We start from the raw sequence: 13,292 nt of genomic DNA on the forward strand, positions 1-13,292 counted from the left end.
CAGATTATGCGCCTGTTTGCGTACTCACTTGGGTCTCACCAATCGGTCGCACTAATTCGACGTGGCTGACGTCTAAGGCTTGAGCCAGTTCATAAATCGTAATCACAGTTGGGTTGCGACGACCTCGCTCCAGGCTACTAAGATATTGCTGGCTGAAACCAGAACGCGCCTCGACCTCTTCCTGTGTCAGGCCTTTCTCCCGACGCAGGCGGGCAAAATTCGAGCCGACCAGTTTGCGCATGTCCATGCGCCGAAAGATCGCCGTTTACACACTCGGAGTTTATCAACTAAAGTATGTAAAGCTCCTTCCCGTAAATCCCGCCAATGCGGGCGGGTAATGGGTTTAGTTGTCGATATAAGCATCAGCACATTGTCTGCAACTCAGAGATTTCGGATGTAACGGTGTCCCATTTGATGTAGGCGAACCTTCGGGGCCGCTTGGAGAGAGAATGAAAGTTTGGGAGAAGCGGGTGAACAAAGCGAGCTCATCCGATGCAAATGGTCGAGAAAAGGAAAGAGAATCGCGCTTCAGCTCGATGCAACAGTCGAAGCTTGAGGCGTTGGCTGTCTCGGCAATTCTCGAACACCGCCTCCTGATCGCCGCCGACGAAGCTGTCTATGAGGAATGGGCTCGCGCGACCGCAGACCCATCAATTTCCGCCGCCGTGCTCAAGAGCCTGCAGGAGGAGTATGTCGCGCGCCAAAAGAAATCTGAAGTCCAGCAAGAAGAACTTTCGGAAATCATCGATGCGTTAGGCTACGTCCCCGATGTTCCACTCGATAAACATGAATGACGGTCAAACCAACCCGTGATCTTTAGCAATTGCGACGAGCTGTGGGACGGTCGCAGCCTCAAGTTTTTCGCGCGCTTTATCAAGGTAGTGCTGCACTGTCCTCGGGTTGATCCCCGTTAGCATTGCGGTTTCCGGAGCGCTTTTACCCTTTGCCGCCCACATGAGGCACATTGCTTCTCTTGGTGAAAGCAACCGTCTCGGAGCGACAATGGTCGTCGCAGCGATAATCTTCAGGCAGTAATGGATCACCAGCACCGCTCGGATCGCTTGTTGCGCATCCCGCAGTTTTGAAACGTCAGCCGTCGGCGCCGAAGATGCAAACGTCAGCATCATCGTCGACCCGAAACTTCCTTCGACGGGGATCGTCACCCCACTCCGAATTCCGTACTCGATCGCCTGGTCCCGAAAACGCCTGAGTTCGGAGGTTCCACGAGCGGGCCAATCGTCGGCCGTCCAGGAAAACATTTCCATGCGACGCTTGGCTTCAGTAACGACCGGGTCGATGCGGGAGTAATGGCCTTCGAGATAAACACCCTGCCATTCCTCCGGATAGGAGTTGAATGTGCGGATTTCCAACCCCTCAGTCTGCAGATAAGCAAAACGGTCGAAGCCGCACGCGTGCGCAAATGTTTTCAAAGCACTTTTGATCATACGTTCATCATGCGCGGCTTCTGTCATATCGATGAGAGAGCGAAGGTCACCGTCCACTAACTTTTCTCCTTTTTTCGACAGTGCAAGCCTCCCACTCGTCGCGCCGTTCTGACGCCGCGAGGTACCGGTTGCCACCGTTCGGCTAGCCGGAACCACATGGGACATTGGACGATACAGCAGTTGCTTCTACGCGAAGCAGATCCACGTTCGTTGCATCGCTTAGGTCTATTGACCTCTGCCGGGTATTCAACTCTTTCTGATCTAAAGACGATGATTTTTTATAGAGATTTTTAGTCACACCTGCGCCCCCGCGCGGAATGTACTTGCGACGTTCAGCGACAAGCGAAAATCTGAGCGTCCGTTAGCTGTTTAGCGGCCGCTATAGACAGAATGAAAAATAACATCCTGATCGACCAACACATTGAACTTGTAGCCCGGCCGGATGCGAATCGTCGGCTGAACGTTCAGATTCTTCGAGATCGTCTCTTCTGCTACGCGGCCAAATGACGCGGCAAAATTCCGTCTCGCTGCATCCGAAGCCGTGTCCTGCGTCGCGAGCGTCGAACTCTCAGGCATCGACATATCGGTACCCGCCCCGATGATTGCCACCAGGGCTGCAGAACCGAATGTTCTCCAGAGATGTCGGTCGACCTTGTTTTGGAAGCCGCCATAACCTTCTGCGTCAGTGCCCGCCATACCACCGATCTGCAGGGTAGACCCGTTCGGAAAAATGAGGTCCGTCCAGACGACGAGTACCCGTTCCTGGCCGAAAGACACCTTGGAATCGTAGCGACCGAAGAGCTTTGCGCCTTGCGGGATGAGAAGGCGATAACCGGTTGCGCTGTCGTAGACATTTTGGCTGACCTGAGCGGTAATGCGCCCCGGCAGGTCGGAATTGAGGCCGGTGATCAATGTCGCCGGGATGACTGAACCGCGCTTCAATTCGTTGGGTGACATCTGCGGCACGACCTGGTTCGGCAGGTAGCCGAGATCCTTGATGTCCTGATTAAAGAAGTCCTCCTTCGACGTCTGCCCGTTCTGATCGACGTTCTGCTCCATCAAGCCTGATTTCATGGCCGCGCCATAAAGGTCTGAGGCGCTGCTCGTCACGGCATTTGTCGGCTGGCGGACGGTGTCATTGGTGGAGATTGCAGCCTTCTGAACATCGGAGATGTCTACCTTTAGCGGCGAATCGAGCGCCGTGGAACGGGCCTGGAGACGCGCCATCCGTTGCCGCCGGGCTTCGCGCATATATTGTTCATCCTGCTCTCGCTTCAGGCGTGCCTTCCACTCCTCTTCGGATTCGAGCCTTTGTCGGCGATCTTGTCGATCTGTTGGTTGGCGCTCGAAGACCGGTTCCTGCTTTTCCTTTTTCTCCGCGACGACTGGCGTCGGTTGAAACACCTCCTGCTTTTCTGGGTCACCGATAATGCCGTCGGTGACACCCCGCTTAAGCTGATCGCCGAAACTGGTCGCAGGGCTGTTGGAAGCACCCTCGATGTCGCCATGATTGAAGGAAAGCCCGCGCAGTGACAGACCAATCACGACCACGCCGACGAACAGCACGATGACGATGATGGCGACGATGATCGGCAGGCGGTTGAGCCGGCGCATGCCATTCTGATCGTCGGCCTGGGCTGACGCGCCAAGTTGGAGCGACTGGACCATATTGCTCTCCGTCAGTTACGCTGCATGATCGAAAGCGGACTAGCCGGCGTGGCGCCTGCCGCCGTTGGTGTATAAGCACGTCCGAGAGCGATCGAAGGCGTCGAAACCCGCGCGAGCAGCTGCCCGTCGAATCCCTCAATTGCATAGGCAAGCTCGACCGGCTTGATGTCTTTGGCAACTTTGCCGTCCCTGACGACCGTATAACCCCGCCCCTTCAGGGCCGCCTCGAGGGCGGATGCGAACTCCGATGCGTCCGTCTCCATTTTGATCGTGGTCGTACCACCGGCCGGGCCGATCTGTTCGGCCAGACGACTTGCCATGTCGCCGGCGATGGCGCTTGCAGCCGGTCCGGTGACGGCCACAGGTGTGGAACTGGTGGTCAGTGCGTCGTCCGCCGTTTGGCAACCGGAGAGCAGCGCGCCCACGACGAAATATGTGAGAAGCTTGCGCATGGTTCAGCCTCCCCGCCGGATGGTGATCTTCTGCTGCCGCCAACCGACACCGGAAACGAGGATCGCCTTGTCGATCGCATAGTCGACGGTCATCATGTCGTTCTTCATTCGATAATTGACGATGCGATTTTGACCGCCGGAGACGACGAAAAGCACAGGCGCATCCTGGCCGGAGATCGACTTCGGGAACTGGATGTAGGTCTTCACCCCGTCCGAATAGACCCGCTTCGGTTTCCACGAAGCACCGCCGCTGATTGAATAGGAGAAGTTCAGCTTGTCCGGCGCGGTGCCCGGAATGCCGCCCGTTTCGAGACGGGTGTTGATGTCGGCGAGCTTGGTGGACACGTCTTCCGGATATTCGAAACCAACGCGCGCCATGTATTGGCTCGGATGGGACTTGAGCTGGATGTGATAGGTGCGCCGCGATGTCGTCACGACCATTGAGGTGAGAAGGCCTGGCTCCGACGGTTTGACGATGAGATGGATCGCCTGTCCGCCTGTGGCCCCCGAAGTGGCCGGCTCTACCTTCCAGCGCACGGTGTCGCCGACCATAACATCGCGAACGATCTCGCCACCCTGAAGTTCGATGTCGCAGACCTGCAGCGGCGAGCAGACGACGGAAGGTTGCGTTTCGCCGAACAGGAAGATCACCTTTCCGTCCGGTCCCGTCGTCACCAATCCCGGCGTGCCGCGCCACTTTTTGGAAAGATTTGTTCCTTTCACCTCGTTGCTCGTCATACTTTGCGCCTGCGCGCCCGCCGCAAGCAAGAGTCCGGCCATGCAGCCGGCGGCCGCGATCAATCCCGTTTTTTTCATTGAAAGAATCCCTACCCTTAAAGCTGTGCCGTCCAGTCGAAATCCCGGACGTAGAGGCCGATCGGATTGAGGCGGATCGTCGCCTCATCCTGTGGCGCGGTGAGTGTCACCGTTGCGATCCCGCGGAACCGCCGCGTGCCGGTTTCCTTGCCCTTGCGGTCCCGCTCGTATTCCGTCCAGTCGATCTGATAGGTCTGGTTCGAGAGCGCCACGATGTTGTTGACCTCGATGGCAACGGTCGAGGACTTTGCCTTCTCGAACGGAGAATTGCCTCGGAACCAGGCGTTGACCTTCTCCGTCGACGGATCGGAGGTGCGAAGAAGAGCGTAGGTGCGGTCGATATATTGCTTCTGCACCACCGCATCCGGCGTGATCGAGCGAAAGCTCGTGACGAAGTTGCCGAGTGTGGCGCGCACCACGCGGACATCGGCATACTCGATCTGCTCGGGGAAGCCTGCGGTGACCGCAGTTCCGAGCTTGTCGACCTCGACGATGTAAGGCACGAGCCTTACTTGCGTGCTGAGATACATCGCGTAGCTGAAGCCGATGACGGCCATTACCAGACCGAGGACACCAACAATCCGCCATGCGGCGGCTGCCTTCACATAGGAACCATAGCGTTCGCTCCATTCCTGGCGGGCGGCAAGGTATGGGTTTTCCGGGGCGCGGTTCGCTGCCATTTATTCTTCCCTTGTCTCGATTACGGTTTGTCGTTGCGTTCGGGAGGAGGCTTCGGTCCGCTATGACCGCCGCGCTGTTCATCGAGCTTCGCATTGGCCAGTCCGAGAATGGACCCGGCATAAGCGCCCGGAGAGCCGATTGCCTTTTCCTTCGCGGCGGATCCGGCTGCTTGCGCGCCGGAACTGAAGCTCGCGCCCATGCCGCGAAGAGCGGCACCTGCAACGGATGAACCAGCAGCTCGTGCGGCTTGCGCGGCCGCAAAGCCTGCGCCGGCGGCGCCGGCGGCGAGGAAGCCAGCGCCTGCGGCGAAAGACGCCGCCTGCCCGCCGTGCCGGATTGCCTCCATGCCACCGGACACCGATGCGCCCTGAACAACGCCCTGGATGATGTTCGGGACATACATGGCGATGATGAAGACTACGACGGAAATACCGGCGATCGCCAAGGTCGTAACGAACTGGTCCGATGAGGCAGTCGGAGCTTGCGCAAGGCCAAGCAGGACGTTCGATCCGATCTTGGCGATCATCACCAAGGCCATGAGCTTCATGCCGACGCCGAAGGCATAGACGAGGTAGCGACCAGCAAAGTCTTTCGTGAAGGACGAGCCACCCAGCCCGAGCATGATCATGCCGGCGAGCAGGCCGACATACATCTCGACCATGACCGACACGAAGATCGCTGCGACAAGCGAGAAGCAGATAACGACGATGCCCATCGCCAGCACCGCCGCGATCGCAAGCGCATTGTCTTCGAACACCCCAAACTGTGCCTGCTCCGACATCTGCGAGGCGACGCGGATGCCTGCATCGAACACCTCCGCGGGCGACGCTGAACCAGCGCCGGCGCCAATCTGGAAAAGACTGTCAACCACCGCTCGCGCAAAGGTCGGACCTTGGGTCAGAACGAATGCGAAGAACCCGATGAACATAATCCGCCGCACCAGTTCGGCGAACCAGCTGTCCAGCGAGGCTGACTGGATCGCCAGCCAGACGGCCGCAATGCCGATCTCGATCGTTGCGAGAATCCAGAATAGGGATTTCGCCGCCTCCATGATGGTGGTCTCCCACCCCCTCGCAGCAGACGAGACCTGGTTTTCCAGTTCCGTGAGGACCTGTCCCTCCTGGGCGAATGCGGGAACAGCATAGGCGAGGGAAAAGAGACCTGTAATCAAGAAAGAACGCGCAACAGTCACCTTTACCATCTCGGGCGCATCTCCTGGCCTTCCTTGATCGGCGGCAGCTCCTTGTCGGAGCCGAAGACTTTTTCCCGGACGGCGCGCTGCTCCTCGGTGAGCGCAGGTATTCCTGTGTTTCGGGAATTGATGATCAGCACTGTCATTGCAGACGATGCAGCGGCGACAGCCAACAGCAAGGCAATCAGGACGGGGCGGCTCACCAGCGCGGCTCCATTTTCTGGCCCTCCGGAACGCTCTTGACCTCGGCGTTGAAGAACTTTTCCCGCCGCGTCTGCGCCAGGTCCTTGTCGGTCTGTTCCGTCTGAAGCCATGTTCCCATCATTGTCATCTGTTGGGAGACGAGGCCGCGAAGCTTCTGCATTTGCGCGACTTGCTGAGCGGCGATCTCGTGCCCGACCTGCAAAGCCTTCATCTGCCCGTCAGCCGTCTCGGACATCGACCGCAATGAGGACATCGTGTCTTCCTCGCTGTCGAACTGGTCGGCCGTCAGGCTCGCGGCCTTCAGCGAGCTGGTGATCGTGTCACGGTTGGTGTCCGACCAGGACTGGTAAGTCGAGGAGAAGGTTGCGTTGCTCGGCAAATTCGTCTTGAGATCGGCGTAGCTCTGAAAGCGCTGCTGAAGAACGTCGTCCGCATTGCCCATGGAAAAGGCGATGCCCTGTCCCTGGTCGACGATACTGCGCAGCTGGTTGAGATCGCTTTCGACCTGCCCCCAGATATGATCAGGAAGCTGCGCGGTGTTTTGCAACATGTTCTCGTAGATCTTCAGCTGGTTCTGGATCTGCTCTGCAAGCTGGCTGATCTGCGTCAGCTGATTGTCGACCTGGATGCCGGAGCTTTTCATGAGATCGACAAGCTGCGCATTGTTGGCGAGCTGCGTCCATTCGGTCGCAGCGCCGGTGGCTGTCCCAGCTTGCACCGTGCCTGAGCCTCCAATCGTGAGAGCGGCGGCTGTTAAGCAGACGAGCCATCTACTTGAGTAGCGATGCGGCATCGTGAACTCCTCTCGTTTCAAGCCAGTGGATCGGCCATTCGTGGCCATGTTCGGATTTCAGTGCGCGGATGCGCTTGAGGTCCTCTTTGCCCGACGCGCCGACAAAGCTCAGTGCGATTGGCCCAAGCGACATGTCGAAGAGCCGCCGGCCGTCGGGGGTAGCGACGTAGTATTCGCGCTTGGGGATCGAGCTCGAGACGATCTCGATCTGACGCTCGTTTAACCCTATTCGCTCATAGAATTCTCGCGTGCCCGACTCACGAGCGGCGCCATTCGGAAGGCAAATCTTGGTCGGGCAGGATTCCTTCAGCACGTCGATAATCCCGGATCGTTCGGCATCCGAGATCGATTGGGTCGCAAGAACGACGGCGCAATTTGCCTTGCGCAGCACCTTAAGCCACTCGCGTATCTTGTCGCGGAACACAGGGTGGCTGAGCATGAGCCACGCCTCGTCGAGGACGATCAGACTTGGCGACCCATCCAAACGCTTCTCGATCCGGCGGAACAGGTAGGTCAGCACTGGCACGAGATTGCGCTCGCCCATATTCATTAGTTGCTCGATCTCGAAGGTCTGGAGGGCGCCGAGCGTGAGGCCGTCCTCTTCCGCATCGAGAAGCTGCCCCATCGGGCCGTCGACGGTGTAGTGATGCAGTGCGTCCTTGATCTCGCGCAGCTGCACGCCGCTGACGAAATCCGAGAGCGAGCGACCGGAGGCGCTCGCCATCAGTGCGACCTGCCGAGAGATGGCGTTACGATGATCGGGGGTGATGGTGACGCCCTGCAGGCCGACCAGCATCTCGATCCATTCCGTCGCCCAAGCCCGGTCGGCATCACTTTTGAGTTCGGAGAGTGGGCAGAAGGCCAATGCCCTCCCCTCTTCCACATTGTCGTCGCCGATCTCATAGTGATCGCCGCCGGCTGCGAGCGTCAGGGGGAGAAGTGAACTGCCTTTGTCAAAGGCGAAGATCTGCGCATTTTCGTATCGGCGAAACTGCGCGGCGATCAGAGCCAGAAGCGTCGACTTGCCTGAGCCGGTTGGGCCGAAGATCAGCGTGTGGCCGACATCATCGACATGCAGGTTCAGACGAAACGCTGTCGAGCCGCTCGCAACCTGCATCAAGGGCGGGGAGTTCGGCGGGTAAAAGGGGCATGGCGCGACCGGGTTTCCGGACCAGACAGAGTTCAGCGGAATCAAGTCGGCGAGATTGCTGGTGTTGATCAGCGGCTCACGGATGTTGCAATACCAGTTGCCGGGCAAGCTGCCGAGGTAAGCATCGGTGGCGTTTAGCGTTTCGATGCGCGCCCCGAAACCTTCCGCCTGGATCAATCGCCGGATCGCTTCGGCCTTCTCCTGGAGTGCCTCGCGATCGCTGTCGAACAACACGACGACCGGTGTGTAATAGCCATAGGCAACCAGCTGCGATGAGGCCTGCGCGATGGCATCTTCGGTCTCGGCCACCATAGTCATCGCGTCTTGGTCGACGGATCGACTTTGTGTCTGGAATATCTGGTCGAAGAACGGCCGGACCTTCTGCTGCCATTTCTTCCGCGTCCGTTCGAGCTTCTGTCGGGCTTCCTCGGCATCAAGGAAGATGAAGCGCGATGACCACCGATAGGTCAGCGGCATCAGGTCAAGGCTGTTCAGAATGCCCGGCCAGCTTTCGGCCGGTAGACCGTCGATCGCAACGACGCCGAGGAAACGGTTTTCGACCTTTGGCGTCAGTCCGTGTTCAAGCTCCGCGGTGGCGATCCAGTCGAGATACATCGGAACATCGGGAAGCCGGATAGGATGGCTTTCCCCGGTGGTGCAGAATCGGGCGAACTGGAGCAGCTCGTCATATCTGGCAATTCGCTCCCCTCCCCTTTCGACCGTTTCGCGGGTCTCCATTCGCCGGATCGAAAGAGTGTTTGCAAAATACTGCTCAAGCTCGCGCACCGCATTCTTGAACACGAAGAGCACCGTGTCCGCGTAGGATTTCTTCCGGCTTTGCTCATCCGAATAGATGTATTTGCTGAGAGCAGTCTTCTTGGACTCGAGCGGCCTGTTGGTCAGGATCAGCGCATGCTTGCTCTCGAAATGCCCCTGCTCGCGCGCGAAATGCGATCGGCGCTCGGCATCGATCGCGCGGGTCACCGGGTCCGGGAAATGGCATCGATCTTCCGATGGATAGTCGACCGTCGGAATGCGGATGGCTTCGACCTGGATCATCCAGCCACTTCCAAGCCGCGACAGAACGGCATTGATCTGCCTCGACAGCTCGTTGCGCTCGAGGTCGGTCGCGCTTTCGGAGTCCGGGCCAGCGAAGTACCAGCCTGCCATCAGACTTCCGTCCTTCAAGAGGAGGACACCATTGTCGACGAGGCCGGCGTAGGGAACGAGATCGGCAAAGGATGGGCCGGTCACCCGGAAGCGTTTGAGAGCTACCATGGCCGCCTCCTCAGTACCGGCGCCACGGCGAAGTGGTCGCCTTGTAGTAGGGCTTGTAGGAAATGTGCCTGATATAGACCTGCCGCATGTGCGGATCGGCCTTCGCCATCATCCTGAGCAGCCCGACGATCACGACCCAGACAACGACGCCGAAAAGCGCCGAGTAGGCCGTAAGCACAACGAAGATCAGGATCACCGCTGCAAGACCGGTGATCAGCACCAGCTCCCGGTCGGCGCCCATGAGTAGGTTCGGGCGGGAGAGCGCGCGATGGATGCGGTTACGCCGCAGGCCCGACAGGGACTCAGCCATGATCCCCCTCCCCTCCTTCGTTCGAACCAATTGAGATGACCTGCTCTTCGGTCAGCCCGATCGAAGCGCCGGTCGCACCGAATAGGCCGACGATGTTGGTGGCGCCGAGCAGGATGCCGGCGACGAGAACGACGTACACAAGTCGCCGTGCGAAATCGTTCAGTTCACCGCCAAAGATGAGCATGCCGCCGGCAATGGCCACGGCTGCAAGCGCGATCGCGCCCGCGACCGGGCCGGTTATCGACTCCTGGATCTGCTGCAGTGGCCCTTCCCATGGGAGGCTGCCGCCGGAACTGGCGAGCGCCGGCGCGACCGAGGCAAGAATGATGGGCGTCGCCACGAGCGCGGCGGCGATGAGGGTATGCTTACGCGACATGGCGCGCCTCCTGTTCTTCGGTGAGCTGGTCGGATTCGATCTCGTACCGTCCGTTGATGAACTGCTCGATTTGGATGATGTCGCGAACAAGCCGCCCACGCGGCGTCCGCTCAATCGAAATCACCAGGTCGACGGCCTCTCCGATCACCTCGTGCATCGGCTGCTGGCTTGCCTCGGCCGTCAGCTGTTCAAGGCGGCGCAGCGCCGACATGGCGGTGTTGGAGTGAATGGTCGCTACGCCGCCCGGGTGACCGGTGTTCCAGGCCTTGAGCAACGTCAGGGCCGCGCCGTCGCGGACTTCGCCAACGACGATCCGGTCGGGACGCAGCCGCATGGTGCTCTTGAGGAGCCGCGCCATGTCGATCGTATCGCTGGTATGGAGGAGTACGGCGTTCTCGGCTGCGCATTGGATTTCCGCGGTATCCTCAAGGATGACGAGGCGATCCTGTGGCGCGGACTTCACGATCTCGTGGATTACGGCGTTCGCAAGCGTCGTCTTACCCGAGCCTGTCCCCCCGGAAATGATGATGTTCAGCCTCGTGGAAATGGCACTGCGGATCGTTGTGGCTTGGTATTCTGTCATCACGCCGGCGCGAATGTAGTCTTCAAGTGGAATGAGGCGCGATGCCCGGCGACGAATCGTGAAGGCGGGCTTGGTGAAAACGGGAGGCAACAGTCCCTCGAAGCGGTGGCCACCGATTGGCAGCTCGCCGGAGATGATTGGCTGTTCCGCGTCGACCTCTGACTGAAGCGCGTGCGCCACTGTACCGATCACCATCTCCGCTGCAGCGGATGACATCTCGCCTGCGGGCGCAACGCCGTGACCTAGCCGTTCGATGAATAATTTGCCGTCCGGATTGAGCATGATTTCGACGACGTTCGCGTCGTCCAGGGCAACACAAAGCTGATCGCCGAGCGCCTCCTGAAGTTTGCGGACGAGCCGAGGGTGAGAGCGAAGCTGGTTCACGGATTTCTCCTTAGGCTGCCTGGCCGAGAGGGGGTGAATTCAGAGCGGTAGGTTGAGGGGAGGAGCCTTAGGAACGTGGCCGCATTGACAGGCAGCGTCCCGGCTACGGCCATCGTCACGCCGATCTTCTTGGGTTCGGCCAAACGCTGAAGCTGCCATCCCACGCGAGCGAGGATGCGCTCAAATCGAAGATCGGTCACAGTAACAATCTCAGTATACGCATTCGCCATGCACCATTCGATGATGCCAGCGAACATGGTCAGCGTCGCTTCATGGACCGAGCCGTCCCCCCTCCCCTCAGCGAGAGTCGTGTCGACACAGAAGCGAGAACTCTCGATCATCGCGGCATGCCCATTGAGTTGACCGCCGGGGAGCAGAGACGGGAAAACGTCGGCCACCATTGTTGGACCAAGCGAAGGGAGAAGCCTCGCGCACCCCGCCAATTCGCCGGTCTCTGCGACGGCGAGCACATAGGTCGGCCGAAGCGCGTCGAAACGATCGGACTCGCGGCCGGCCGTTACGTCCACTTCCCAACCCAGGCGATCGGAAAAAACCCGAGCACGAAGCTGATAGTGGATGTGTAGGAGATGCGCCTCTTGGATCGTCCGGGGTGTTGAGAGCGCGAGGACCTGCATGATTTTCTCCGTCATTGTTGGACGGCTGGAAATCAGCATAGATCGGGACCGAGGGGCAGTTGTAGAATCCTACAAACTTGCAGGGGGTGAGTCGCTTCGACAAATTCCTTATTTTGTCGAATGCAGCCATTAGCAAGTGTCGACCGTGGAGAATGCCAGTAATCATGTCCTGATCCCACCGACCGGATCATCGCTTGATCATCGATGTTCAACCTCGAAAGAGGGCTTAAACATATGTCGATTTCCAAGCTTACGCTTAAATCCAAGGGTGAGCCGGTACGCCGGGTTGAGGTGTTCACTGGCAATGGCCGTCGCCGCGAATGGAGCGACGATCAGAAGGACGGTGTGCTCTGTGGAGCGGCATGGGGTGACTCCGCAGCAACTGTTCACATGGCGACGGCTCGCCCCAAAGCAGCCGAGGTACTTTCTGTGCCCGAGGAAGATCCTATGCTTGCGCCAGCGGTCGTCGTGTCGCCCGGGAAGCCAGAGCCGAAGAAGGCGCGGCGGGCACGTTCGCCAAGGAAAGCTTCTCCGGAAGCGGCTATCGAATTGCAAATTGATGGAGCCACGCTGCGCATCGCCTCCGGCACCGATGCCACAACGATTGTCGCCGTTATCCAGGCGTTGAAGGCTCAATCTTGATCGGTAAGTCCGATGCGGTAAAGCTGGTGAAGGCCCAGATGGGTGCCGACCCATTCTCTGGCACGATCTACGTGTTCCGGGCCAAACGAAGGGACCGGATCAAGCTGATCTTCTGGTGTGCCTGGTCGCCAAGCGGCATGAGGATGTCGAGTTCCATTGCCCGGATGCACGACGGTTGTATCTGACATCCGCGCAGTTCTTGGCGGTGTTCGATGGACTGGACTGGAAACGCGTTCCGATCCCACGCGACAAATTCGGCAAGGCCAATTGAGGCTCACGAAAGGCCTGCGCCGACGGATGGGCGCTTCGTAGCTTGCGAAATGATTTTTGGCAATTGACCCGCCCGGGAGAGGCGGGTAGAATCGTCACGTGATGTAAAAACCGTCTATGGACTAAAAACCCGTCACGGGACTGAAAAACCGTCACGGTTGAAAAGCTAGAGTCACCTTATAAGGTAGCGGAGGATCAAATGGAAACCACTTCGGAGCGCATTCAGCGCCATGCCAAAGAACTCTGGGCACGCAGTGCAGGCGCGGGGCGCCGTCCCCCGATCTATGTCTCGCAGACTTCGCGCTCGACGACTAAGGGTGAGGCGAACCCCAATCCAGAGAGCGGAGCAAATGACCCCCGTACGCAGCGCATATGCTCAATGTTGTACAAACCGGCTAAGCTCTTGAAGGGGA

17 protein-coding genes are annotated in these 13,292 nt (G+C 58.9%); 3 read left to right on the forward strand and 14 right to left on the reverse strand.

Annotated features, from left to right (window positions below):
• Positions 1-4: 4 nt before the first annotated feature.
• Entirely contained in the window at positions 5-247 is a 243-nt protein-coding gene (locus HJC00_RS26735) for a helix-turn-helix domain-containing protein (protein WP_087002841.1), read from the reverse strand.
• A gap of 223 nt (positions 248-470) precedes the next feature.
• Here HJC00_RS26735 and HJC00_RS26740 point away from each other — a divergent pair, with 223 nt between their 5' ends.
• The gene (locus tag HJC00_RS26740) at positions 471-794 is read left to right on the forward strand and encodes a transcriptional repressor TraM (RefSeq protein ID WP_210633218.1); all 324 of its coding nucleotides are present in this window, start codon (positions 471-473) and stop codon (positions 792-794) included.
• A gap of 3 nt (positions 795-797) precedes the next feature.
• On the opposite strand, the gene HJC00_RS26745 is transcribed toward HJC00_RS26740, so the two are convergent.
• From HJC00_RS26745 to HJC00_RS26805, 13 genes are all read right to left on the reverse strand, one after another.
• On the reverse strand, positions 798-1,502 hold the full coding sequence (locus HJC00_RS26745; protein WP_127431476.1) for an autoinducer binding domain-containing protein: 705 nt from the start codon (positions 1,500-1,502) through the stop codon (positions 798-800).
• 312 nt (positions 1,503-1,814) lie between these two features.
• Positions 1,815-3,113, reverse strand: a complete 1,299-nt coding sequence (trbI, locus tag HJC00_RS26750; RefSeq protein WP_221127353.1) for an IncP-type conjugal transfer protein TrbI — start codon at positions 3,111-3,113, stop codon at positions 1,815-1,817.
• Between the two features lie 11 nt (positions 3,114-3,124).
• Positions 3,125-3,565, reverse strand: coding sequence for a conjugal transfer protein TrbH (gene trbH, locus HJC00_RS26755; RefSeq protein WP_221127354.1), 441 nt, complete (start codon positions 3,563-3,565; stop codon positions 3,125-3,127).
• Between the two features lie 3 nt (positions 3,566-3,568).
• The gene (gene trbG / locus HJC00_RS26760; protein WP_087002831.1) at positions 3,569-4,381 is read right to left on the reverse strand and encodes a P-type conjugative transfer protein TrbG; all 813 of its coding nucleotides are present in this window, start codon (positions 4,379-4,381) and stop codon (positions 3,569-3,571) included.
• 17 nt (positions 4,382-4,398) lie between these two features.
• Complete coding sequence (locus HJC00_RS26765) at positions 4,399-5,061, reverse strand: conjugal transfer protein TrbF (RefSeq protein ID WP_034523051.1); 663 nt, start codon at positions 5,059-5,061, stop codon at positions 4,399-4,401.
• A gap of 20 nt (positions 5,062-5,081) precedes the next feature.
• Positions 5,082-6,263 carry a P-type conjugative transfer protein TrbL gene (gene trbL, locus HJC00_RS26770; RefSeq protein ID WP_221164849.1) on the reverse strand — a complete coding sequence of 394 codons (1,182 nt, stop codon included), beginning with the start codon at positions 6,261-6,263 and terminating at the stop codon, positions 5,082-5,084.
• The gene (trbK, locus tag HJC00_RS26775) at positions 6,257-6,457 is read right to left on the reverse strand and encodes an entry exclusion protein TrbK (RefSeq protein ID WP_221127356.1); all 201 of its coding nucleotides are present in this window, start codon (positions 6,455-6,457) and stop codon (positions 6,257-6,259) included. Before trbK ends, trbL begins: the two co-directional genes overlap by 7 nt.
• Positions 6,454-7,251 carry a P-type conjugative transfer protein TrbJ gene (trbJ, locus tag HJC00_RS26780; RefSeq protein ID WP_221164850.1) on the reverse strand — a complete coding sequence of 266 codons (798 nt, stop codon included), beginning with the start codon at positions 7,249-7,251 and terminating at the stop codon, positions 6,454-6,456. Before trbJ ends, trbK begins: the two co-directional genes overlap by 4 nt.
• Positions 7,229-9,679, reverse strand: coding sequence for a conjugal transfer protein TrbE (locus tag HJC00_RS26785; RefSeq protein ID WP_210633095.1), 2,451 nt, complete (start codon positions 9,677-9,679; stop codon positions 7,229-7,231). The genes trbJ and HJC00_RS26785 overlap by 23 nt, the downstream gene beginning before the upstream one ends.
• Before the next feature lie 10 nt (positions 9,680-9,689).
• The gene (locus HJC00_RS26790) at positions 9,690-9,989 is read right to left on the reverse strand and encodes a conjugal transfer protein TrbD (RefSeq protein ID WP_168301555.1); all 300 of its coding nucleotides are present in this window, start codon (positions 9,987-9,989) and stop codon (positions 9,690-9,692) included.
• Complete coding sequence (locus HJC00_RS26795; protein WP_168301556.1) at positions 9,982-10,365, reverse strand: TrbC/VirB2 family protein; 384 nt, start codon at positions 10,363-10,365, stop codon at positions 9,982-9,984. Before HJC00_RS26795 ends, HJC00_RS26790 begins: the two co-directional genes overlap by 8 nt.
• A complete protein-coding gene (gene trbB, locus HJC00_RS26800) occupies positions 10,355-11,332 on the reverse strand; it encodes a P-type conjugative transfer ATPase TrbB (protein ID WP_221164851.1) in 978 nt (325 codons plus the stop codon). Before trbB ends, HJC00_RS26795 begins: the two co-directional genes overlap by 11 nt.
• Positions 11,329-11,967: an acyl-homoserine-lactone synthase gene (locus HJC00_RS26805; protein ID WP_168301558.1), complete on the reverse strand. Its 639-nt coding sequence runs from the start codon at positions 11,965-11,967 to the stop codon at positions 11,329-11,331. Before HJC00_RS26805 ends, trbB begins: the two co-directional genes overlap by 4 nt.
• A 204-nt stretch (positions 11,968-12,171) precedes the next feature.
• On the opposite strand from HJC00_RS26805, the gene HJC00_RS26810 reads away from it, so the two are divergent.
• On the forward strand, positions 12,172-12,609 hold the full coding sequence (locus HJC00_RS26810; protein ID WP_168301559.1) for a hypothetical protein: 438 nt from the start codon (positions 12,172-12,174) through the stop codon (positions 12,607-12,609).
• Positions 12,606-12,794, forward strand: coding sequence for an IS66 family insertion sequence element accessory protein TnpB (gene tnpB / locus HJC00_RS26815; protein WP_168301560.1), 189 nt, complete (start codon positions 12,606-12,608; stop codon positions 12,792-12,794). Before HJC00_RS26810 ends, tnpB begins: the two co-directional genes overlap by 4 nt.
• The last annotated feature ends 498 nt before the right edge of the window (positions 12,795-13,292 follow it).

The sequence above is a fragment of the Rhizobium sp. NLR22b genome (assembly GCF_019685295.1).
GTDB lineage: Bacteria > Pseudomonadota > Alphaproteobacteria > Rhizobiales > Rhizobiaceae > Rhizobium.

Excerpts from the sequence above, each read along its gene's own strand:
- trbI (WP_221127353.1), bottom strand. The coding sequence starts at position 3,113 with ATGGTCCAGTCGCTCCAACTTGGCGCGTCAGCCCAGGCCGACGATCAG.
- HJC00_RS26785 (WP_210633095.1), bottom strand. The coding sequence starts at position 9,679 with ATGGTAGCTCTCAAACGCTTCCGGGTGACCGGCCCATCCTTTGCCGAT.
- HJC00_RS26735 (WP_087002841.1), bottom strand. The coding sequence starts at position 247 with ATGGACATGCGCAAACTGGTCGGCTCGAATTTTGCCCGCCTGCGTCGG.
- trbG (WP_087002831.1), bottom strand. The coding sequence starts at position 4,381 with ATGAAAAAAACGGGATTGATCGCGGCCGCCGGCTGCATGGCCGGACTC.
- HJC00_RS26805 (WP_168301558.1), bottom strand. The coding sequence starts at position 11,967 with ATGCAGGTCCTCGCGCTCTCAACACCCCGGACGATCCAAGAGGCGCAT.
- trbL (WP_221164849.1), bottom strand. The coding sequence starts at position 6,263 with ATGGTAAAGGTGACTGTTGCGCGTTCTTTCTTGATTACAGGTCTCTTT.
- HJC00_RS26810 (WP_168301559.1), top strand. The coding sequence starts at position 12,172 with ATGTTCAACCTCGAAAGAGGGCTTAAACATATGTCGATTTCCAAGCTT.
- HJC00_RS26790 (WP_168301555.1), bottom strand. The coding sequence starts at position 9,989 with ATGGCTGAGTCCCTGTCGGGCCTGCGGCGTAACCGCATCCATCGCGCG.
- HJC00_RS26795 (WP_168301556.1), bottom strand. The coding sequence starts at position 10,365 with ATGTCGCGTAAGCATACCCTCATCGCCGCCGCGCTCGTGGCGACGCCC.
- trbJ (WP_221164850.1), bottom strand. The coding sequence starts at position 7,251 with ATGCCGCATCGCTACTCAAGTAGATGGCTCGTCTGCTTAACAGCCGCC.
- trbH (WP_221127354.1), bottom strand. The coding sequence starts at position 3,565 with ATGCGCAAGCTTCTCACATATTTCGTCGTGGGCGCGCTGCTCTCCGGT.
- HJC00_RS26765 (WP_034523051.1), bottom strand. The coding sequence starts at position 5,061 with ATGGCAGCGAACCGCGCCCCGGAAAACCCATACCTTGCCGCCCGCCAG.